At 41.9% G+C, this 21,223-nt stretch carries 18 protein-coding genes; 12 read left to right on the top strand and 6 right to left on the bottom strand.

The genetic code is table 11. The annotated features are described in order from the left end of the window. Positions 1 to 96: 96 nt before the first annotated feature. Positions 97 to 804 (bottom strand): cupin domain-containing protein, encoded by a 708-nt coding sequence (locus ACT3QP_RS05440; protein WP_444524745.1) that lies wholly within the window; start codon positions 802 to 804, stop codon positions 97 to 99. Beyond that, positions 782 to 1,519 (bottom strand): gamma-glutamyl-gamma-aminobutyrate hydrolase family protein, encoded by a 738-nt coding sequence (locus ACT3QP_RS05435; protein ID WP_444524744.1) that lies wholly within the window; start codon positions 1,517 to 1,519, stop codon positions 782 to 784. The genes ACT3QP_RS05440 and ACT3QP_RS05435 overlap by 23 nt, the downstream gene beginning before the upstream one ends. A 343-nt stretch (positions 1,520 to 1,862) precedes the next feature. On the opposite strand from ACT3QP_RS05435, the gene ACT3QP_RS05430 reads away from it, so the two are divergent. From ACT3QP_RS05430 to ACT3QP_RS05405, 6 genes are all read left to right on the top strand, one after another. Beyond that, positions 1,863 to 3,206: a glutamine synthetase family protein gene (locus tag ACT3QP_RS05430; protein ID WP_444524743.1), complete on the top strand. Its 1,344-nt coding sequence runs from the start codon at positions 1,863 to 1,865 to the stop codon at positions 3,204 to 3,206. 1 nt (position 3,207) lies between these two features. Then, positions 3,208 to 4,539: an NAD(P)/FAD-dependent oxidoreductase gene (locus ACT3QP_RS05425; protein WP_444524742.1), complete on the top strand. Its 1,332-nt coding sequence runs from the start codon at positions 3,208 to 3,210 to the stop codon at positions 4,537 to 4,539. Between the two features lie 173 nt (positions 4,540 to 4,712). Continuing rightward, positions 4,713 to 6,206: a Na+/H+ antiporter NhaC family protein gene (locus ACT3QP_RS05420; RefSeq protein ID WP_444524741.1), complete on the top strand. Its 1,494-nt coding sequence runs from the start codon at positions 4,713 to 4,715 to the stop codon at positions 6,204 to 6,206. 176 nt (positions 6,207 to 6,382) lie between these two features. Further along, positions 6,383 to 7,252, top strand: coding sequence for an N-carbamoylputrescine amidase (aguB, locus tag ACT3QP_RS05415; protein ID WP_444524740.1), 870 nt, complete (start codon positions 6,383 to 6,385; stop codon positions 7,250 to 7,252). Positions 7,253 to 7,307: 55 nt separating this feature from the next. Next, positions 7,308 to 8,414, top strand: coding sequence for an agmatine deiminase (gene aguA, locus ACT3QP_RS05410; protein WP_444524739.1), 1,107 nt, complete (start codon positions 7,308 to 7,310; stop codon positions 8,412 to 8,414). A 112-nt stretch (positions 8,415 to 8,526) separates the two neighbouring features. Further along, positions 8,527 to 9,900, top strand: coding sequence for an NAD-dependent succinate-semialdehyde dehydrogenase (locus tag ACT3QP_RS05405; protein ID WP_444524738.1), 1,374 nt, complete (start codon positions 8,527 to 8,529; stop codon positions 9,898 to 9,900). A 77-nt stretch (positions 9,901 to 9,977) separates the two neighbouring features. On the opposite strand, the gene ACT3QP_RS05400 is transcribed toward ACT3QP_RS05405, so the two are convergent. From ACT3QP_RS05400 to ACT3QP_RS05390, 3 genes are all read right to left on the bottom strand, one after another. Beyond that, complete coding sequence (locus tag ACT3QP_RS05400; RefSeq protein ID WP_444524737.1) at positions 9,978 to 11,420, bottom strand: APC family permease; 1,443 nt, start codon at positions 11,418 to 11,420, stop codon at positions 9,978 to 9,980. Positions 11,421 to 11,771: 351 nt separating this feature from the next. Then, positions 11,772 to 13,046: a 4-aminobutyrate--2-oxoglutarate transaminase gene (gene gabT / locus ACT3QP_RS05395; protein ID WP_444524736.1), complete on the bottom strand. Its 1,275-nt coding sequence runs from the start codon at positions 13,044 to 13,046 to the stop codon at positions 11,772 to 11,774. A gap of 269 nt (positions 13,047 to 13,315) precedes the next feature. Then, the gene (locus ACT3QP_RS05390) at positions 13,316 to 14,770 is read right to left on the bottom strand and encodes an NAD-dependent succinate-semialdehyde dehydrogenase (RefSeq protein WP_444524770.1); all 1,455 of its coding nucleotides are present in this window, start codon (positions 14,768 to 14,770) and stop codon (positions 13,316 to 13,318) included. 255 nt (positions 14,771 to 15,025) lie between these two features. Between ACT3QP_RS05390 and ACT3QP_RS05385 the strand changes: the two genes are divergently transcribed. Further along, positions 15,026 to 15,790 carry an IclR family transcriptional regulator gene (locus ACT3QP_RS05385; protein WP_444524735.1) on the top strand — a complete coding sequence of 255 codons (765 nt, stop codon included), beginning with the start codon at positions 15,026 to 15,028 and terminating at the stop codon, positions 15,788 to 15,790. Between the two features lie 29 nt (positions 15,791 to 15,819). Here the strand turns inward: ACT3QP_RS05385 and ACT3QP_RS05380 are convergent, their stop codons facing one another. After that, on the bottom strand, positions 15,820 to 16,638 hold the full coding sequence (locus ACT3QP_RS05380; protein WP_444524734.1) for a hypothetical protein: 819 nt from the start codon (positions 16,636 to 16,638) through the stop codon (positions 15,820 to 15,822). A gap of 142 nt (positions 16,639 to 16,780) precedes the next feature. Between ACT3QP_RS05380 and ACT3QP_RS05375 the strand changes: the two genes are divergently transcribed. The 5 genes from ACT3QP_RS05375 to ACT3QP_RS05355 all read left to right on the top strand — a co-directional run. Further along, positions 16,781 to 18,109 (top strand): WG repeat-containing protein, encoded by a 1,329-nt coding sequence (locus ACT3QP_RS05375; RefSeq protein ID WP_444524733.1) that lies wholly within the window; start codon positions 16,781 to 16,783, stop codon positions 18,107 to 18,109. Positions 18,110 to 18,201: 92 nt separating this feature from the next. Further along, a complete protein-coding gene (locus tag ACT3QP_RS05370) occupies positions 18,202 to 18,834 on the top strand; it encodes a hypothetical protein (RefSeq protein WP_444524732.1) in 633 nt (210 codons plus the stop codon). A gap of 96 nt (positions 18,835 to 18,930) precedes the next feature. Further along, a complete protein-coding gene (locus tag ACT3QP_RS05365) occupies positions 18,931 to 19,752 on the top strand; it encodes a WG repeat-containing protein (protein WP_444524731.1) in 822 nt (273 codons plus the stop codon). Positions 19,753 to 19,808: 56 nt separating this feature from the next. Then, complete coding sequence (locus tag ACT3QP_RS05360; protein WP_444524730.1) at positions 19,809 to 20,816, top strand: WG repeat-containing protein; 1,008 nt, start codon at positions 19,809 to 19,811, stop codon at positions 20,814 to 20,816. A 132-nt stretch (positions 20,817 to 20,948) separates the two neighbouring features. Beyond that, on the top strand, positions 20,949 to 21,223 hold a 275-nt coding region (locus ACT3QP_RS05355), incomplete at its 3' end, for an SH3 domain-containing protein (protein WP_444524729.1).

Genomic DNA, 21,223 nt, shown 5'->3' with positions numbered 1-21,223 from the left:
GTTCTACATAAAACAATGGTATGCGCATGCACCTCTAGAACGGTATTTGTAAAACAGTATAGGACAGGTGTGGCATGCCTTATACCTGTATTTCAATCAATAAGTCGCTGGGGTGTGTGCGCTAATAATCCGAGTAATGGAATTGCTAGGATTGATAAAGGTATGTGGATGACAGGTTTTAATCACATAGCTGTCACCTTCGTTTAACAGATACGTGGTGTCATCAATACGGATAATAATTTTACCTTCAATAACCGTACCAATCTCCTCACCTTCATGAGAAATTCTATCTTCGGTCGAGCTATTTGGCTGATAAACCTCTATCAAAAACCCTAAATTCTTGATCGGACTACCATTGAACACTTGCTTGATGGAGACTCGGCTATTTGGCTCACTAATCTCCACAAGCTCTTTTGGCGTCACGACGACCCTATCTTTACGCTCCTTCCACTCATCACTAAAAAAAGTATTCAAGTCAGAGTCAAGTACTTGCAGGATAGCTTTGAGTGTGTTGACTGCTGGGCTAACTTTATTACGTTCAATAGCACTGATGGAAGTGTTGGTTAATCCGGCCAGCCTTGCTAACTTGCGTTGTGAGAAGCCTTTTGATAAACGCAATTGATTGATTTTTTTACCAATATTATCTTCAGGCTTTTCTAGTTCTTCAACATCCTCAAGCATTTCCTGCTCTTCAGTAGAACACTCTACTTCATCGTTGATATCAATATTGATGTCGTTATTGACATTGGTACTGCTATTGGCATTAGCATTGATGTCATTATCAGGATTTTTTTTGACTGGCATAGTGAATAAATTCCGTAAATAAAAATTTGGAAAAACCATCTTTGGCATAATTTAGCTCAGGATGCCATTGTACACCAATCATAAACGGATGTTTTATCAAGCTAATTGCCTCTACTAATCCATCACGTGCTACTGCCTCAACGAATAAACCCTCACCTACTTTATTAATAGCTTGCTTGTGTAACGAGTTGACATGCCATTCCGTATTAAATGCGGCAAGTCTGCCGTTAGACTGAATAATAACGTCATGCACTGGTTGATATTGCACTTCGAGCGGTTGTGTATTGTCTTCTAAGTGCTGCTCATAAAACCCTTCTACTTCACGCCAATCTGGATAAAGCGTCCCATTAAAATGCACATTCATCTCTTGTAATCCGCGACACACTGCTAATAAAGGTGTTCCAGACTTGGCCGAATAATCCAATAGCTTAAAGCTTAGCTCGTCACGATTTAAATCTTGTTTTTCTTCGATATGCGACGCGCCATAACGCTTTGGAGCAACATTGCTATAGCTACCCGTTAATAAAATACCATCCACTAGCGACATCAACGCCCCAAAGTTCGCATCATCAGCAGCAGTATAGGGAAGTAGTATCGGATTGCCACCGTAATGCTGTATGGCATCGATATATTTTTGATACACCGCTTGTGCTGGCTGACTGTCCACTATTTTGTGGCAAGAGATGATGGCGATAACTGGTTTAAAAGTAGACATGTTCTTTCCCTAGATGTGATCTCCGAACCTAGACGTTCAGATACTGCAAGTCATTATTCAACTAAAATTTATCACAATAACTTAGCATATGTAAAATATAAATTTCATTTTTTCATAAATTAGTTTATTTGAGTTATATAAATTACTTTTAAATGCTTATAAATAATTATTGACAACTATAAATTTCATCCATATATTAAAAGACATCTTTGTGACAACACACAAAAATTATACATTTAGCAAATTAGCAGATGGCATCCCAAAGCACGTTAAGTATCTAATATTGTTATTAAAATCAGAAATACCAACCAAAATCGTTTAAAAACTGACAGGGATAGAAGAGATGACAACGACCAGTGAAACTTTAACTGCTGCACACAATACTGAATATGTCTATGTTGCAGCCGGTGATATAAACGGATTACTTCGTGGTAAACGGATTCCATTCAATCAAATGGAAAAAGCACAAAATGGTGATATCCGTTTGCCTTTATCCATTTTGGGTGTTGATATCTGGGGTGCTGATGTTATCGAATCCTCTCAGTGTAATGGTGATATCGATGCCATTGCTCGTCCTACTGGTCGTGCTGCTGCTCCGCTTCTAAATACCAGTGCACCCTCATCTCTGCTGCCGGTTTGGCTTTATACCGAAGACAATGAACCTTACTATGGTGATGCCAGACATGTTCTAGACTTCATCAGCAAAAAATTTAAGGCGCTTGGCTTAACACCAGTCATGGCCACTGAGCTTGAGTTTTATTTGGTGGACTACACAGAAGGCGAGACGCCAAAGCCGCCTATTCGCCCAAAAAGCGGACTGAGATTAAACAAAACCTCTATTTTAAGTATCAATGATTTATTACAGTTCGATGAGTTTTTAGACGAAGTCTATGATCAATGCAAAAAGCTTGATATTCCTGTCGATGCCGCATTGGCTGAGAATGGCTGTGGTCAGTTTGAGATCAACTTACTACATGTCGATGATCCGTTAAAAGCTGCCGATGATGCGATATTATTCAAACAAGTGGTCAAAGCGGTCGCTGCTCGTCGCAAGCTCACGGCTACTTTTATGGCAAAACCATTTGGTTTGCAATCAGGTAACGGCTTTCACGTACACTGCAGCTTATTAGATAAAAATGGCAACAATGTCTTCGATGATGGCTCAGAGGAAGGCTCGGATATGCTACGGCATGCGGTCGCAGGCCTATTGAAGACCATGTCAGATTGCACTTTATTATTTGCACCACATGTCAACTCTTATCGCCGCTTCACACCTGGTACATTGGCACCAAACAATGTGTCTTGGGGTTATGAAAACCGCACGGCGGCTGTTCGTATTCCTGGTGGCGACTCTAGAGCACGCCGTATCGAACACCGTGTGTCAGGCGCTGATGCCAACCCTTATTTGGTCTGTAGTGCGGTACTGGCAGGCATGCTATATGGTATCGAAAACAAGCTGGAAGCACCGGATCCAATCAATAGCATTACTTATAACGAAGCAGAGCTCAAAACCTTACCATTAGATTGGCTCTCGGCCATTCGTCAGTTTGAAAACAGCGACGTCATTGATGCATTATTCCCAAGCGAAATGATTGAACTACTGATTGCTGTGAAAAAACAAGAAGCCAAACGTTTCGCTCAGCAAGTCACCAATCTTGAATACCTCACCTATTTACAGGATGTCTAATATGTCAAATAGCAAGCCGTCTAACAATACGCGCAATATTCCGCACTATTCAGAGAAAGGACAATATCCTGATAGTTATTATGCTGCTAGCCGCAATCCTAAACCAGATAGACCAAAGTTAGAAAATGACATTCAGGTTGAGATTTGCGTGGTCGGTGGCGGCTATAGCGGTCTATCTACAGCGCTGCATCTCATGGAAACAGATCACGAGGTGGTCGTACTTGAAGGCGCACAGATTGGTTGGGGTGCATCAGGCCGCAATGGTGGTCAGATTGTCAATGGTCTGAATGCAAGCTTACAAAAAATCAAAAGCTCTTATGGTCAACAAAACGCCGATTTTGTCGGTCAGCTTGTGACACGTGGTGGCAAAATTATTCGCCGACTGATCAAAGACTATGACATCAGCTGCGATTTGAAAGAAAAAAATATCTTTGCCGCCTTAAATAACGGGCAGTTAAAAGACCTACAAAAAACGCATGCACTATGGGAAAGTCATGGCATGCATGACCGTGAAATGCTAGACAAATACGGCATGCAAGAGCACATCAAATCAGAGGCTTATGTAGGCGGAGTCATTGATCACTCCGGTGGACATTTTCATCCACTAAATCTTGCGCTTGGTGAAGCGGCTGCCATTGAATCACGTGGCGGTACTATTTATGAAAACACCTTGGTCGTTGATATTGAATATGCTGATGATCATGTCAAAGTCATCACTGAGTTTGGTACGGTCACTTGTAAGCAAGCTATTCTATGTGGTAATGCCTACCTAAATAAAGTCATTCCAGAACTGACCGACCGTGTCATGCCAGTATCGACTCAAATTATCGCCACCGAACCATTAGGTGACTTAGCAGATAAGCTCCTTCCAACGGACGTCTGTGTCGAAGATGTCCGCTATATTTTGGATTACTATCGCCTCTCAGCAGACAAACGCATGTTGTTTGGTGGTGGTACGGTCTACGGTGGTCAAGACCCCTCTGATATCACTGCCAAAATCAGACCTAACATGAATAAGATTTTCCCAGAGCTGCGTGATGTCAAAATTGACTATGCATGGAGCGGTAACTTTGCGTTGTCTTTTTCACGTGTGCCGCAGATGGGTAAGCTACATGATCGCGTGTTTTTTGCACACGGTTATAGTGGTCATGGCGTGACAGGCTCACATCTGTTTGGACAGATATTGGCTGATGCAATCAACGGCAATACCAAAGAGTTTGACACGTTTGCAAAAATTCCATGGATTCCTTTCCCTGGTGGTCGCGCACTACGAGTACCTTACTCTATGATGGGATCATGGTGGTACGCGCTAAAAGACACGACGGGCTTATAAGTAACGTAATGGCTTCAATTTTCTGCTTAATGATAAGCAAGACGTTGAAGCCATTAATGCAACAGATTGTTATTACTAACTCGACAGGAAGCCCACTCGTACTTCCTATCGATCATTACCCTAAAACAGGATCTTCTCTATATAAGCCATAATGTCACACTAGGAGCGTCACCATGAACATGAAACTCAATGATGCCGTTGAAGGACAGTATCATAACAAACGAGTTTTTCTCACTGTCGTAGTGGGAATAGCCATCTATCTTGCCTTTGTCTGGTTGTCATCCACCCGCGATGCATCAGAATCTTGGGGAGTCCTCTCCCTACTGCCGACCATGCTGGTACTCATCATTGCTATCGTCTCCAGACGTCCCTTTGAGTCAATGATTGCAGGCTGTGTTGCTGGCCTTGTCATGCTCAACCCATTCGATTTAGTCTCCCCTTTTGCAGATAATATCTCAGCCGTACTCGGTAACGAAACCATCATTTGGATTGTTCTCGTTTGTGGTCTCATGGGTGGTCTTATCCAATTGCTCGAAGTGAGTGGTTGTTTAGATGGTTTTAGTGAATGGCTCAAAAGAATTATTAAATCACGTAGACAGTCGTTACTCGCAACCTTTGCATTGGGCGTTGTGGTCTTTATTGATGACTATCTAAACTGTTTGGCCGTTTCGACCTCAGTGAAAAAACTCACCGATACTTATGGCGTGTCACGCGAAAAGCTCGCTTATATTGTCGATTCTACCGCTGCTCCTATGTGTGTAATCGTTCCTATCTCTACCTGGGCCGTCTACTTTTCAGGCCTATTAGAAGAGAATGGCGTCGCAGCAGATGGCGCTGGTATGTCACTTTACATCAGCTCTATTCCGTTCATGGCGTATGCTTGGTTTGCCCTTATTATCGTGTTCTTAGTGGCTTACGGTATCTTAGGCGACTGGGGCCCAATGAAACGTGCAGAGAAACGCGCGAAAGAAGGCAATCCTGTTCCAGAAGACTTTATCGATGAACAATTGGTTTCAAATGTCAAAGCCAAACGTACGTTATCATTCAAAGCCAATATCTTTAACTTTGCGTTTCCAATGGTCTTACTTATCGTATCAACCATTTACTTTGAAATTGATTTATTGAGAGGGGCATTGCTGACCTGTTTTGTGACCGTTTTGCTCTATTGGGCACAAGGACTTTTGAGTTTTGAGACCCAAGTAGAATCAATTTTTACAGGCTTTAAGGTCATGTTGTATCCATTATCGACCGTTATTGGCGGGTTCTTTTTGAAAGCCATTAACGACGAGCTTGGCATGACCATGTATGTGATTGATGCTATCTCACCGCACATGACCATTATTATCTTCCCTGCTGTTATTTTCGCTGTTATGGCCTTCTTAACCTTTGCGACGTCATCAAGCTGGGGTCTATACGTCCTTGCTATGCCGATTGTTTTCCCAGTAGCAGCTGCGCTAGGTGTTAGCACGCCTCTGGTCATCGGTGCTTTGTTATCAGCGTCTTCATTTGGTAGTCATGCTTGCTTCTTTAGTGATTCATCATTACTAGCGGCACAGGGTGCTGGTTGTTCACCCATGCAGCATGCATTCACGCAGTTCCCTTATGCGATGCTTGGTGCTGTGCTGTCGGTTGCTACCTTCTTAGGACTTGGTTTTATGATGGCCTAAAGGACTTGTATTTAAAAAGACCCTGTACTCAAACGTCCTATAATTTATGATACGACGACTAGCAATAATACGGCTTAAATATAAGATTATTTAAGCCGTTACTATGATTAAACCCTACTTTTATGACGCTTTATTTTATTCATACAAAAGACAAATTATAATCAAGGAGCTACACCATGCGATCAGTTACTGTCGCCAGCACTCAAATCGCCTGCACTTGGGACAAACAAGAAAACATCGATAAAGCCACCGCATTGGTCACTGAAGCTGCTAAAGCTGGTGCCAATATCATCTTGCTACAAGAGTTATTCGAAACCCCTTATTTCTGCCAAGTACATGATTTTGAATACTTCAATTTGGCTACCGAAGTCGAGCACAATACGGCCATCAATCATTTTAAAGAACTGGCAAAGTCGCTTGAAGTGGTACTGCCTATCAGCTTTTATGAAAAGTCAGGCAACACCTTGTTTAATAGCGTGACCATTATTGATGCTGATGGCGAAATACTGGGCACCTACCGTAAAACCCATATCCCGGATGGCATTCCTTACGCAGAGAAATTCTACTTTACGCCTGGTGATACTGGCTTTAAAGTTTGGAACACTAAGTATGGCAAAATCGGCGTTGGTATTTGCTGGGACCAATGGTTCCCTGAATGCGCACGTAGCATGGCACTAATGGGCGCAGAAATACTGCTATACCCTACCGCCATTGGTGACGAGCCAACCCTCAATATCAACTCGACTGGCCACTGGCAGCGCTGTATGCAAGGGCACTCTGCGGCTAACCTCATGCCAGTTATCGCCTCCAACCGTATTGGTGAAGAAACCATCAGCCAAAATGGCACGGACAGCACCATGCAGTTTTATGGCAGCTCGTTTATCACTGATGGGCGCGGCGAGATTATACAAGAAGCCTCAACCGATAAAAGCGAATTTATTATGGCCACGTTTGATCTGGATGCACTGGCAGAACAACGTCGTCAATGGGGTGTATTCCGTGATCGTCGCCCATCAATGTATGGCACATTACTAACGCACGGTTAAACCCACTTCCTCTTCCTATACTTCTATAACCGCTTGAATGCGATAAGGTGACTTTATGTCCACGTTACTGACAGGTTCAACACCAAAGCAAGATGGCTTTTACATGCCAGCAGAGTTTGCACCTATACAAAAAGTCTGGATGGTATGGCCGTATCGAGAAGACAATTGGCGACAGAAAGCCGTCCCCGCACAAGCAGCCTATGCAGACGTTGCTACTGCCATCAGACAGTTCAGTGAGGTTGGCGTTTTGGTCAATGCTGATGATTTTGATGCTTGCCGTGCGCAACTGCCTGATAATATTGATGTGATAACCATGCCAAGCAATGATGCGTGGGCGCGTGATACCGTTCCGACATTTTTAATCAATGATGCGGGCGTTCTGCGCGCTTGTGACTGGACGTTCAATGCATGGGGCGGTGATTATGATGGTTTGTATACGCCTTGGGATGACGATGACAAGCTCGCTGAGAGACTGTGCGACCATTTAAATATTGAGCGCTATCGTACCGACGGTTTCGTACTAGAAGGCGGCGCCTTTCATGTCGATGGCGAAGGTACCGTATTAACCACACGCATGTGCTTGCTCAGTCCTGGACGTAATCCACACTTGAATGCAGCACAAATCGAAGACATGCTGAAATCGCATCTAAATGTCGAAAAAGTCCTGTGGATTGATGACGGTATTGACCCAGATGAAACCACTGGGCACATTGATGATATTGCGTGTTTTTCAAGACCTGGCGAAGTGGTGTGTCTATTTACAGATGATACTGAGCATCCATTCTATGAAGCTACTCAAAAGGCATATAAGCAGTTGTCAGAGATGACCGATGCCAAAGGTCGGAAGTTAAAAGTGCATAAACTGTGCTGTACCAAACATCCTGTCACCTTGCCTGACAATGCTGATATTACTCAGTCTGAAGATGCAAAGTCTCGTAATACGGACGATATTTGTATCGCTTCTTATGCTAACTTTCTCATTTGTAACAACGGTGTCATCGTACCGCAATATGATGATATTAATGACCGTTTAGCAATTGAGCAGCTTGAAAAGATCTTTCCTCAGCATCAGGTAGTGGGAGTACGAACGAAAGAGATAGTATTTGGTGGCGGTAATATTCACTGTATTACTCAGCAGCAGCCAGCCACTAACCCACAGTAACGAATATATGTATTTTATACATGGCTTGTAAATACAAGCTGTTAAATATAAACCTCTAAATATAAGCTTTTACACATAACCAAAAATAAAACGAAAACAAAAGGACTTTATTATGAGCGATTATCAAGTAAACAACCCAGCCACAGGCGAACTCGAAGCCACCTACCCTACGGCAACCGAACAAGATATCCAACAAGTGATTGAACAAGCGGACACAGCTTATCAAAGCTGGCGTCATGTTCCACTAAATGAACGCAGTGCACTACTTCATAAAGTCGCTGATATCTATCTTGACCGTCAAGAAGCGCTAGCACGTATCGTCGCCAATGAGATGGGCAAACCAGTCGCTCAAGCAAAAGGTGAGATTGGTCTGGTCGCTGACATCTACCGCTACTACGCAGACAACGCTGAGCAACTATTAGCCCCTAATACCATCGACGTTGACTCAGGGTCAGCATCTGTAGAAAAACGCCCTGTAGGCGCACTATTAGGCATCATGCCTTGGAACTATCCACACTATCAAGTAGCACGTTTCGTCGCGCCAAACGCTATGGCAGGCAACACCATTATTCTAAAGCACGCCCCCCAATGCCCTCAGACAGCTGAAATTATCGTCGATATCATGAAAGACGCAGGCCTGCCGGATGGGGTGTATAACAATATCTTTGCGACCAACGAGCAATCAGCGACCATTATCAATGATACTCGCGTACAAGGTGTTTCATTGACGGGTTCTGAGCGTGCAGGCCAAGCAGTCGCAAAAGAAGCTGGCGGCGCACTAAAAAAGGTCGTGTTAGAATTAGGTGGTTCAGATGCCTTTATCGTGACTGCTGATGCAGATATCGAAAAAGCTGTACAACGAGCAATCTCAGGTCGTTTTGGTAATGTCGGTCAAGCCTGCAATGCAGCTAAGCGCCTAATTATCGTCGATGACGTTTATGATCAATTCGTGCAAGCATTCACTGATAACGTACGTGCCATGACATTGGCAGACCCATTAGATGAGCAAACGTTTATGGGACCAATGTCTTCAAAAGCAGCAGCCGACGGTCTACAAAAACAGCTGGATAGCGCCATTCAAGCAGGTGCCACCGTGCTCGTAGAAGGCGGCATGGTAACAGATAAGCCAGGTGCTTGGTTTGCGCCAGCCGTACTAACAGATGTGACTGAATCAATGGCTGTGTACCGCGAAGAGCTATTCGGCCCTGTTGCCGTCATCTATAAAGCTCGTGATGTCGACCATGCCATCCAAATCGCTAACGATGTACCATTTGGTCTTGGTGCTTCCATCCAAACGCAAAGTCCAGAACTGGCCGCAGAAATCGCTGAGAAACTAGAAGTGGGCATGGTCACTATCAATGCCCCATCTGGAAGTGAAGCCAATACACCATTCGGTGGTGTTAAACGCTCAGGCTTCGGTCGCGAGCTAGGTACGCTAGGTATTACTGAATTTCTAAACTATAAGCTGATTCGTAATAAGTCTTAAGACATGTAAACTCTTAGTTAAACTAAAAAAGCCTAACGTTAAACGTTAGGCTTTTTTAATGTGTATTTTAAATAGACTTAGTTTTTTGGTGGGTTGTCTTTCAACCATAGCTGATTCACGATTTTTAATTCGCGCAGCTCTTCTGCCATAATGGCTTCACTCTTTCCAGGGTACTTAATGGTTGCATAGCCATATAGCGCCACACCTAATATCGTCCAGCCTAAGAAAATCCACCACTCAATGGCAGTCAATGCGGATGGCATACCTGGCATGTATAGTACTAACAGACCAAAACTAAGTGCAATCGTGACCATGCCTACTAATTTACCGGCAGGTATTTTGAACGGGCGTACCATATCAGGCTCACGGTAGCGCAGCACTAAGAACGAGATAGCAACGCACGTATAAGCAATCACGATACCAAAACCACCTGCATCAACAATCCAAACCAGCATTTTTCGACCAAATAATGGTGCGAGTGTCGCTAAACCACCAATCAACAAAATAGCATTAACAGGCGTGTTGTATTTAGGGTGTAATTTACCCAAGAACGCAGGCAGCATATGTGCTTTTGACATAGCAAATATTAAACGACTACCACCGATCAAGAACGCATTCCAACTTGATAAAATACCCAAGACACCGCCAATAACTAAAAGAATACCAGCCCACTTACCCTGCCACGCATTGGTCATTGCATCAGCAGTTGATAAGGTAGAGCTTTCTGCTTGTATCAGTGGCAATGTGGTTCCGACACTCCACGCCACTGCGATATACCAAAGCACAGCAATGGTAATTGAAACAATCAAAAACTTACCAATATTAGGGCGCGTTAAATCAATCTCTTCAGCCGCCTGTGGAATCACATCAAAGCCGACGAACATAAAGGGCACCATCACAATCACTGCCATTACGCCAGCAGCACCACCAATAAACGCTGGCGCTTGTATCGCAGCAGAGGTCGAAGGGTTATATAACATCGCACCAATGAATAGTAATATACCGACAAATAAGATCCCTACAACCGCTGTTTTTTGGAACCATGCACTCACTTCCATACCGCGAATATTAAGCCAAGTCACAATGACTGAGCCCAGCATCCCGACACCGACCCAAGTGGCATAGACATCCCAACCTGCAATGGTCCAGAGATACCCTTGGTTATAATTGGGAATAAAGTATTCTACCACCGTCGGTAGAGCCACTGCCTCAAATGCCACGACTGAGAAATAGCCGAATAAAATACTCCATGAGCAAATAAAAGAAACCGTGATCCCCAGTGCACGATGCGTATAAGTATGCTCACCACCAGTGATAGGCATCGATGAAGCCAGTTCAGCATAGGTAATACCAATCAGTATCACTGCCAAGCCGCCCAATAAAAACGCTAACATCGCGCCCCATGTACCAGCTGACAAAATCCAGCCACCTGCCAATACTACCCATCCCCAACCTACCATGGCCCCAAATGCTAAGGCAATAATATCAAACATACCTAGCGATTTTTTTAGTCCAGACATAACTTACTCCTTGTCTAAATGTGTGCCGTATTAACCTGCTATGATTCAGCTGGCTTGTTTTTTCGGGCATAGCCCATCGTTATTTTTCCGTACTTACCAATTTATAGGACGTACCTATAAATTGATTTAAATCGCTTTATTGAATTACTGTGCTAGCACCACTCCTTAATAATGATATAAATAACCGTAAAAACAGTAGGTGAAAAATAGGATATAAAAAACAATAGGCAAAAAAATAACAGCGTCTTGTCGTGCAAGGCGCTGTTACTGATTAAAAACTCAGAGTGGACACTCTAAGGGCAGCCTTGCCATTGCTTTTAAATCACTGCCTTTAAGACATTGCTGTTCAAATTAAGCAGTTAATATGCCGCCAATGATATCAAGGCCTTCTTGTAGAATTTCATCTTCGACCGTCAATGGCACCATCACACGAATGGCATTGCCATACATACCACAAGACGCTAATAACAAGCCTTGCTCAAAAGATTTTTGTTTAAGGTTGGCTGTGGCAGCAGCATCTGGCTTGCCTTCGCTATCAACTAAATCAAATGCTAGCATGGCGCCTTTATAGCGAATGTTGCCAATGCTGCTTAGATTTAGGCCTTTCAAAAATTCGGCAATGGTATCGCCAATCACGACACTACGCTCAAGCAAGTTTTCTTCTTCAATCACTTCTATGACAGCCAATGCTGCCGCCAACGCAATCGGGCTACCAGCATACGTACCACCCAAACCACCTACTTGCGGTGCATCCATAATATCGGCACGACCAATAACTGCTGATACAGGATAGCCACCAGCCAAGCTCTTAGCCGTAGTCATCAAGTCTGGCTCAACACCTAACTGCTCGCCTGCAAACAAAGTACCCGTTCTGGCAAAGCCACACTGGACTTCATCAAAAATCAATACAATGCCATGCTCATCACAAATCTCACGTAATGCTTTAGCAAATGATGGCGTGACTTGATGGAAACCACCCTCACCCTGTATTGGCTCAACAATAATTGCCGCTACTTCACTTGGGTCAATGTCAGCCTGAAAAATCATGTCAATGCTATGTAGCGCTTGGGATTCTGTGACATTTAACTCTTCCGCAGGGAACAATGCGTGGAATACTGGACCAGGCATTGGGCCAAAGTTCTTTTTGTACGGTAATACTTTACCTGTCAAACTCATGCACATGAGCGTACGACCATGCCAGCCACCAACAAAAGAAATCACACCAGGGCGACCGGTTTTGGCACGAGCGATTTTGATGGTATTCTCTACCGCTTCAGCACCAGTGGTCAAAAACAATGCTTTGGTTGGGCCGCTGATAGGTGCTTTTTCACACAGTTTTTCTGCAAGATCAACATAGCTTTCATAGCTAATGATTTGCGCCGCAGTATGCGTAAATTTGTCGACCTGCTCATGCACTCGTTGGGTAATTTTTGGATGGCTATGACCAGTATTCAATACTGAGATACCGCCAATAAAATCAATGTAACGATTGCCTTCAACGTCCCAAATCTCTGAGTTTTTTGCTCTTTCGGCAAAGACAGGAAACGCGATGCCAAGGCCTGTCGGTAAAACAGCTTTACGGCGGGCAAGTAATGCTTCGTTAGTGGTTCGGGTGTTCGTGGTCATCAGAATGTCCTTTTTTAATGTGGCGTTGGTTATATAAAATTCATTACTATCGATGTCATTGTGATTGGCACTAGTATCATTAGCGCCATCACAATGGCTACTATTAAAACGGGTATTACCTTTCAACTATCGCTATATAGTTGATTCCATTTAAAAGTAGTACAAGGCAACCGAGTGTAGATGTATATCCAATACTTCAAACGAGACGCTGTAATATTTTTATGGTGGAGTGACTATTATGGTGGAATGACTATAGTGAAATAGCTACATTAGCTAACGTCAGAACACCAATACTTGGTCACTACGTAATCTTCTATACCGTATTTTGAACCTTCGCGACCAAAGCCCGACTGCTTCACACCACCAAATGGTGCGACCTCAGTAGAAATCAAGCCAGTGTTATGGCCGATGATGCCGTACTCTAAGCCTTCGGTCACACGCCATGAACGAGCATAATCACTACTGTAAAAGTAAGCCGCCAAACCATAAATAGTATCATTGGCTTTACGAATGACTTCTGCTTCATCTTTAAAGGTAAAGATAGTGGCGATAGGGCCAAAAATTTCCTCAGAAGCGATATCCATATCACTACTGATATCCGTAATAACGGTCGGATTGTATGCCAGCTCTGAGGCACCATTCGTGCTACCACCAGTAATAAGCGTCGCACCTTTATCTAACGCATCTTTGAGTAGTGCTTGCACTTTATCTAGGGCTTTCTTGTTGATTAAAGGACCGATATCGACACCTTCATCCATACCGTTACCAACGTTTAGCGCCGCGACTTTTTTGACGAACACGTCTAAGAACTCTTGTTTGATACTTTCTTGTACGTAAACACGATTGGCACAAACACAAGTTTGACCAGCATTACGGTATTTAGAGGCAATAAGACCTGTCGCTGCTTTTTCGAGATCGGCATCATCAAAAACGATAAATGGCGCATTACCACCTAGCTCTAACGACAGCTTCTTAATAGTCGGTGCACACTGAGCCATCAAGGTACGACCCACTTCTGTAGAGCCAGTAAACGACAGTTTATGAATACGAGCGTCACCCGTTAAGATTTCACCAATTACTGAAGATTTTCCAGTCACTACTTGGATAACACCTGCTGGAATACCTGCCTCTTCTGCTAATACACCCAGTGCCAAGGCAGAAAACGGTGTTTCAGTCGCCGGTTTGATAATAATGGTACAGCCAGCTGCCAAGGCAGGGGCTGCTTTGCGAGTAATCATCGCTGATGGAAAGTTCCAAGGCGTAATAGCGGCACAAACGCCGACTGGCTGCTTGAGCACGACGTGACGTAACTCCGTGCTGTTGGCAGAAATAACATCGCCATAAACGCGCTTACCTTCTTCTGCAAACCAGCGAATGAAACTGTTGGCATAGCCAATTTCGCCGCGTGACTCTGTCAAAGGCTTACCTTGCTCAGCCGTCATGATGATAGCGAGATCTTCTTTGTTGGCATCAATGAGGTCTGCCCATTTTTGCAGCAGCTGCGCACGCTCTTTTGCGGTTTTAGCTGCCCAAGTAATTTGTACATCATGAGAGTAAGCGACAGCGTCATTAACATCTTCGGTGGTCAGACTTGGTACTGTACCAATGAGATCATCATTAAAAGGATTGTTTACATCGAGAGTCGCTGCGTCGCTAGCACCATGCCAACCGTTTTTGATTAAGCATTGCTGTTTGAGTAAACTTGGATTAGATAGCTTTAGTATGTTTTTTGGCACGGTAACACTCCTTGTTCGTAAGAGTCATGCTTATTTATTATGATAAACAAAGCTACGATTCTTATAATTACGAATAATAGTTGATAAATAACGCTATGTTCAATATACTGAACGACAATTCTATATATGGGACATCATTATAGGAATGATACAAGATATTTTGCAACCCTTATTATTCTTTTAATGGATATTTTTGCTATTATCCTGACAATGCTTCACCCACTCCACTTTATTGGTCACCTTATGAGCACAACTGCCGTTCCAGCATTGGACAAAACCTTTCAAATTTTAGATTTAATTACAGATAGCCCTCAACCACTGACTGCTGCTCATATTGCCAAGCAACTTGAACTGCCTCGCAGCTCTACCCACAATATTTTGCAAAGCCTCCTAAACAAACATGTCATCTATAAAGATATTGATAGCCGCTTTCATTTGGGCTCGTATTTAATGTATTGGGCAGGTAAGTACGAACAGCAGCAAGGGGTTATACAGTTATTCAAAGACCTTATCGTGCAATATCCTGTGCTACTCCAACATACGGTGACCTTGTCAAAATTAGATTTGGGTGAGGTGGTATTTTTGGCGTGTCATGAGTCGCCCGCACCGCTTGGCTTTACTTTCCGTGCTGGCGTACGCGTGCCAGCCGTTTTTTCAGCAACCGGCAAAGCCATGCTATCAACCATGTCGATGAGTGCTATAAAGTCATTGTATGAGGACATTTTCCCTGAGCCATTGAACCAAAATTGTGTGTCTGATTTTGAATCATTTGACACTGAAATGACCAAGATTCATAGTAGCCGCATCTCATTGGATGATGGGCAGTTGCGTGATGGAATGTATTGCTTAGGGACTTATATTCGTAACGCATCAGGCATTGCCATCGCTGGTATGGCTGTGAGTTTTTTGCAGGGAGAGTATGAAAGTAAACGCGAGGAAGTGAGTGCGGTCTTAATTGAATTGGCAGAGCAAATTGAACAGCGTTTGGGGTTTGTAGCGACATACTGATATTACATACGCTGTCGAAAGCTAGCGTATTAGAAAGCGTTAAACCGATAATCTGCCCAACCATATTTGAAATATTTAGGGTTGGGTGAAAAAGCGCCTGCGCCAATGTTCAAATCAGGAGCAACCTCTTGTGGCAGCTTATAGTCTGCCCAAGTGGCGACTTTCGACTGGGCACTACCATATTCACGCCATGTACCGTAATACAAGTTATTAAAGTAGCTATCAGTATAATAATTGATAAAGTCATAATGCATGACACCATCATCAGTAAGGTACCATTTAGCATATAACTTACCTGTGAATATGCCACTGTATTTTTGCTTGCGGTCTTCGTTTAATTGATAATCGAAAACGGCAAAGCCCTGCTCTTTTAACCCCTTATCTCGATACTCTTCATCGACACCGTAGTCAAAACGGTTATAAAGATAAACGCTTTCTAAATTCATAACTCCTTCAAACTCAGTGATGTTTTGCTTCACTTGAGAGCGACCTGATACGTGATATTTGGTGTTATCTTTAGGGTCTACTTGTACCTGATTAATCTTCATGATTAAACGCTGGTAGTTATCACCGATAATGCCGATATTGTCACGATTGATGGAACCTATGATGGCATTAGTAAAGTCGTAATTGGCGATTTTTGTCTGGTTGACTTTTGAGATATTTCTACCTTGCCCTCCGGCTCTATAGTTCTTAAAAATACTAAAAACAGCGTCATTCATGGCCTTGCTATTTTCCGAATTGTGAACAGACTCAACGCTGTTTGTCTCAAAACTCTGAGCATAGCTGTTGCTATACATAAATATGGGGCTAAATAGTATCAAAGTACGTAACATTGTCTTAATCATCTCTATAAAGTCCTCGTATTTATTTTCTAGTATAATATATTTAGACAAAAGTTTGCTTTAATTTTTAAAACCATTACAATTATTGTCGCTTATTTTTCAAACGCTTGCTTTATATCACCTAGTTAATATTGGATGTCCTACTATGAGAATGATCTTCCGCAAGCTCACTCTAGTTATAGCAGCGTCTAGCGTGTCTATGCTGTCGCAAAATGTATTGGCAAAAGACTGTATTAAACCACTAAGTAATAGTTATGATGATATAAGTTGTTTACATGACGGTCTAGCACGCGTCAAACAAGATTTTATGTACGGCTATATTAATGCTGAAGGTTTAGAAGTTATCAAACCGCAGTATTTACGTGCTGGGGATTTTTACGAAGGTTATGCTCGAATTAGCACTGATCAAGGCTCAGGGTTTATTGATAAGACTGGTAAGATCATTGTAGCGCCAACCTATGAAGAAGTTGGTGATTTTTCAGAAGGGTTAGCAGTAGTTGTACGAAAATTCAGCATATTTGACTATCGACGTGGCTACGTCAATACTTTAGGTCAAGAGATAGTACCTACAGAGTATCAAAGCGCGCGGTATTTCAAGTATGGTCTAGGAGTCGTCAAACAAAATGGTAAGTGGGGAGCTCTTGATCAGTTAGGTAAGGTAATTATCCCGATAGAATACGATGATATCGAAAGTTTTTCTGAAGGTATGGCTCGTATTAGAAAGGATTTTAAGTATGGTTTTATCGATGAGACGGGAAAAATAGCTATTCCTATTCATTATAGTTCTGCTAGAGACTTTTCAGATGAATTTGCAGCTGTTGAAAAAGATGGAAAATGGGGGTTTATCGATAAGAATGAAACAGAGGTAGTTCCTTTTAAATATGATTGGGCTTACTCATTTTCAGAAGGACTCGCCCCAGTCTCTTTGGGTGATAATGTAGGCTATATCAATAAACTGGGTACAACCGTTATTCCATCAAATTATGATCGTGCTGATTCTTTTGATCATGGTTTTGCTAGAGTATGGCAGAGCGACAAGGTAGGCCTAATTGACTTAAATGGTAAGACAATAGTGCCTACTCTATATGACGAGCTTTGGTATAAAACAGAAAACACATCTCTAAGCTTGCCGACTAAAGAGCCTGTAATAGTTAAAAAAGATGATAAATACGGATTTGTTGATATAGATGGCACGCTGATAGTGACACCACAGTATAATCTAGTATCGCATTTTTGGTATAAGATAGCTTCAGTGAGACGAAACGATAAAGCTGGATTCATAAACAAAAAAGGCAAAGTTATAATTCCTATAATCTATGATAGTGTCACTCAAATATCTGAGAACTTAATACGCGTAAAGCTAAACGGTGAATACGACTTTATTGACCGAACTGGTAAGACAGTTCATCTTCCCCCTTTTCATGAGGCTAGATCGTTTCCTGAATCCTCTATTTCATTGAAATCAAATGATTAGGGTCTGTTGAAAAAGCTAAGAAGACAGCTATGAAAATAAGATTGAGCATATTAACATTTCTAACACTAATAATAACTGCTTGTAGTTCAGACATGCCTGAACAACACACTTTATTCTCCAAACAAACTCAGCACATACAAAACAACGATGTGCAAAAAAGCATCGTAAAAGAAGTTGCCACATTAAATAATATTAACCAAAATGAGGTTAAGCAAAATAATGACGTCATTATAGGAGGGACTTATCATAGCTTGAACGATGATGACAATTATCCTAACCTTATTTGCATCAACTATGACAAAGCTATTAAAGAGGTTACGCTGGTAGGGTTTGATATAGATGATGTTGACTATAAATCGAAGTTTTTGACTTTGCCCGTATTACAAGATCGTCAGTTACTGGAAAAATGTAACGCTGAAGCAAGTCTGACTGAGTCGCGCTATATTGCTTACTTGCCTGACGTTTCAAATTTTTCTACCAGTGGTCAAGCCTTCGACGCTACTGATGCTAACGAGATTATTAAGGACGGTCAAATCATTGGCCTAGATTTTGATAGGAATGGACAGCAAGACTACCTAACTACTTGCTCATCAATGGAAGGAGAGCATCTTAACGCTTGGCAGGATAAAACTAGAAGTAAAAAACTTGCTTACGCCTATAGATACATCGATGCCGATTTGATCACCACTTGTGAGGAGATTGATTATGATAATAGTTATCTTTGAAGCTCTAGTTTAGCAATGCACTGTTCCTGAAATAGCCATCCCTATAGTTTTCCCGTACTTACTACATAGCGCCTCATCAATATTGGATGCCCTACTATGAGAATGACCTTACGCAAGCTTATTTTAGTCATAACAGTATCTATCATGGCAATGCTGTCGCAAAACGTATGGGCGGATGCTTTTTGTCCAAAACCTCAAGGTGTTGATTATGAGAGCGTTGAATGCTTGGTTGAAGGTTTAGCTCGCGTAGAAAAAAATGAGCAATGGGGCTTCGTAGATAAAGAAGGTAATGAGGTTGTTTCACCGCAATACGATGATATCAGCGACTTTTCAGAAGGATTGGCACAAGTTTCAAAGAATGGTAGATCTGGTTATATTGATAAGACTGGCAAGATAGTGATACCACGGCTGTATGATAGTGCTAGTGACTTTTCAGATGGCCTAGCAAGCGTGCAAAAGAACAGGAAAGAAGGATTCATTGATAAAACAGGGAAAGTTGTCGTTGCTATAAAGTTTCATGAAACTTTACCTTTTTCTGAAAACTTAGCTCCTGTGAAATATGAGTACAAATGGGGGTTCGTAGATAAGACTGGTGATTTAGTAATCGATTTGCAGTATGACGAAGCATGGTATTTCAAGAATGGTCTGGCTAACGTACGAAACAAAGACAAATGGGGGTTTATAGATACGTCTAATAACACTGTTGTTCCATTTGAATATGATGATGCTGATGGTTTTTATGAAGGTTTAGCTGCGGTTGCCAAAAATGAAAAATGGGGGTTTATAAATACAAAAGGGAAAATAATTATCCCCATACAGTACGATAGAGTTAGTTATTTCAATGAAGCAAAGGCGTGGGTTATTAAAGATGAGCAAAGCTTCTACATTGATAAGCAAGGTAGAGTAATTAACGATTAAATGCTATTGGCGTTTTAGATTAATGCTTAATACTTTATATAACAAGGTAGTTTTTTATGATTGACTTTACAATTAGTACTAAAATTGGTATGGCTCTATATACAGGTTTACTATCTCTTGGGGCTGCTAACGACCGTAATATTCCGTTAGGAGCAGATTATGACTGGGAGGGCAATATTTGTGAGGTATTATTAGTAGATACTTATGACTATGTCGACTGCTTTAGTGAAGGGCTGGCACGCGTTGAGCTCGATAACAAAGCAGGCTATGCCAATAAGAATAACGAAATTGTCATTCCCTTACAGTTTAGTGAAGTAGGGCACTTTAATGATAGTTTAGCTTGGGTAGAAAAAAACGGTAAAGCTGGATTTATTAACCCATTAGGACAAATTGTTATACCGCTAGAGTACGATAGAGTATGGAATTTCGCAGAAGGTTTTGCCCTAGTAAAACTTGACGACAAGTATGGTTTTATTGATAAAGCTGGCAAAATTGTTATTCCTATAGAATGGGACAGTGCTAGCGAATTCAATGATGGTCTAGCTCAAGTAGAAAAAAATAAAAAATTTGGCTTTATGGATAAAACGGGCAAAGTTGTCGTACCTCTACATTTCGACTATATGGGTATAGCTTCACAAGGTTTAATAAGAGTTCAAAAAGATAACAAGCTAGGTTATGTTGATACTGCGGGCAACGTTGTTATTCCTTTAAAGTATTATTATGCTCAAACTTTTTTTGATGGTCTAGCAGAAGTTGGAGAGAACAATAAATTCGGATATATCGATAAAACTGGAAGAGTTGTCATTCCTCTAATCTATGATGAAATCTGGTTTTTTGAAAACGGACTAGCTTCAGTTAGCATAAATAATAAATGGGGTGTCATCGATAAAAAAGGTCGTACAATCGTACCAATAATATACGATGCAAAAATAGACTTTTATGAAGGCACCGCCAAAGTATTAAAAGTTGATGAATGGGGTTCTAAAGACAAATGGGGATTGGTTGATCGTACTGGTAAAATAATTGTTCCTCTACAATACGATGACGCCTATAGTTTTGATTAAGGTATGACACATGTCAGTCAAGACAGTGAGACTTTCTATGTCAATACTCAAGGTGAGCGGGTAAAAAGTGATTAAAAGTGATGGATATTAGCGTCGCATTTCACAAATATCTTATTAACAAAAGAGTAAACCATGCACTTATCTGCTATTTCATTTTTAACGTTACTCGTTTTATCTATTAGCCAAGTGGTTTATGCCAATGCTGATTACGGCTATGCACGGGTCGATGATAAAGACGGCTATGTAAATCTCAGAGAGGCAGAAAACCTACAGTCAGCTATCATTGAACAGCTACCAAACGATACAGTATTGAGTGCCAACTGCATTGACTATGCTAACAGTAGAAACTTTTGTATTGTAATCACCGATGATGACCAAACAGGATTTATCTACAAGGATAGACTGTC

Source organism: Psychrobacter sp. AOP7-B1-24, from assembly GCF_052376215.1.
In the GTDB taxonomy this organism is placed as follows: Bacteria; Pseudomonadota; Gammaproteobacteria; order Pseudomonadales; family Moraxellaceae; genus Psychrobacter.
The sequence above is the reverse complement of the archived record's forward strand: the minus strand, read 5'-3'. Positions and strand labels throughout refer to the sequence as shown.

Coding starts and splice junctions, on each gene's coding strand:
- ACT3QP_RS05440 (WP_444524745.1), bottom strand. CDS start 804: ATGCCAGTCAAAAAAAATCCTGATAATGACATCAATGCTAATGCCAAT.
- ACT3QP_RS05435 (WP_444524744.1), bottom strand. CDS start 1,519: ATGTCTACTTTTAAACCAGTTATCGCCATCATCTCTTGCCACAAAATA.
- ACT3QP_RS05430 (WP_444524743.1), top strand. CDS start 1,863: ATGACAACGACCAGTGAAACTTTAACTGCTGCACACAATACTGAATAT.
- ACT3QP_RS05425 (WP_444524742.1), top strand. CDS start 3,208: ATGTCAAATAGCAAGCCGTCTAACAATACGCGCAATATTCCGCACTAT.
- ACT3QP_RS05420 (WP_444524741.1), top strand. CDS start 4,713: ATGAACATGAAACTCAATGATGCCGTTGAAGGACAGTATCATAACAAA.
- aguB (WP_444524740.1), top strand. CDS start 6,383: ATGCGATCAGTTACTGTCGCCAGCACTCAAATCGCCTGCACTTGGGAC.
- aguA (WP_444524739.1), top strand. CDS start 7,308: ATGTCCACGTTACTGACAGGTTCAACACCAAAGCAAGATGGCTTTTAC.
- ACT3QP_RS05405 (WP_444524738.1), top strand. CDS start 8,527: ATGAGCGATTATCAAGTAAACAACCCAGCCACAGGCGAACTCGAAGCC.
- ACT3QP_RS05400 (WP_444524737.1), bottom strand. CDS start 11,420: ATGTCTGGACTAAAAAAATCGCTAGGTATGTTTGATATTATTGCCTTA.
- gabT (WP_444524736.1), bottom strand. CDS start 13,046: ATGACCACGAACACCCGAACCACTAACGAAGCATTACTTGCCCGCCGT.
- ACT3QP_RS05385 (WP_444524735.1), top strand. CDS start 15,026: ATGAGCACAACTGCCGTTCCAGCATTGGACAAAACCTTTCAAATTTTA.
- ACT3QP_RS05380 (WP_444524734.1), bottom strand. CDS start 16,638: ATGATTAAGACAATGTTACGTACTTTGATACTATTTAGCCCCATATTT.
- ACT3QP_RS05375 (WP_444524733.1), top strand. CDS start 16,781: ATGAGAATGATCTTCCGCAAGCTCACTCTAGTTATAGCAGCGTCTAGC.
- ACT3QP_RS05370 (WP_444524732.1), top strand. CDS start 18,202: ATGCCTGAACAACACACTTTATTCTCCAAACAAACTCAGCACATACAA.
- ACT3QP_RS05365 (WP_444524731.1), top strand. CDS start 18,931: ATGAGAATGACCTTACGCAAGCTTATTTTAGTCATAACAGTATCTATC.
- ACT3QP_RS05360 (WP_444524730.1), top strand. CDS start 19,809: ATGATTGACTTTACAATTAGTACTAAAATTGGTATGGCTCTATATACA.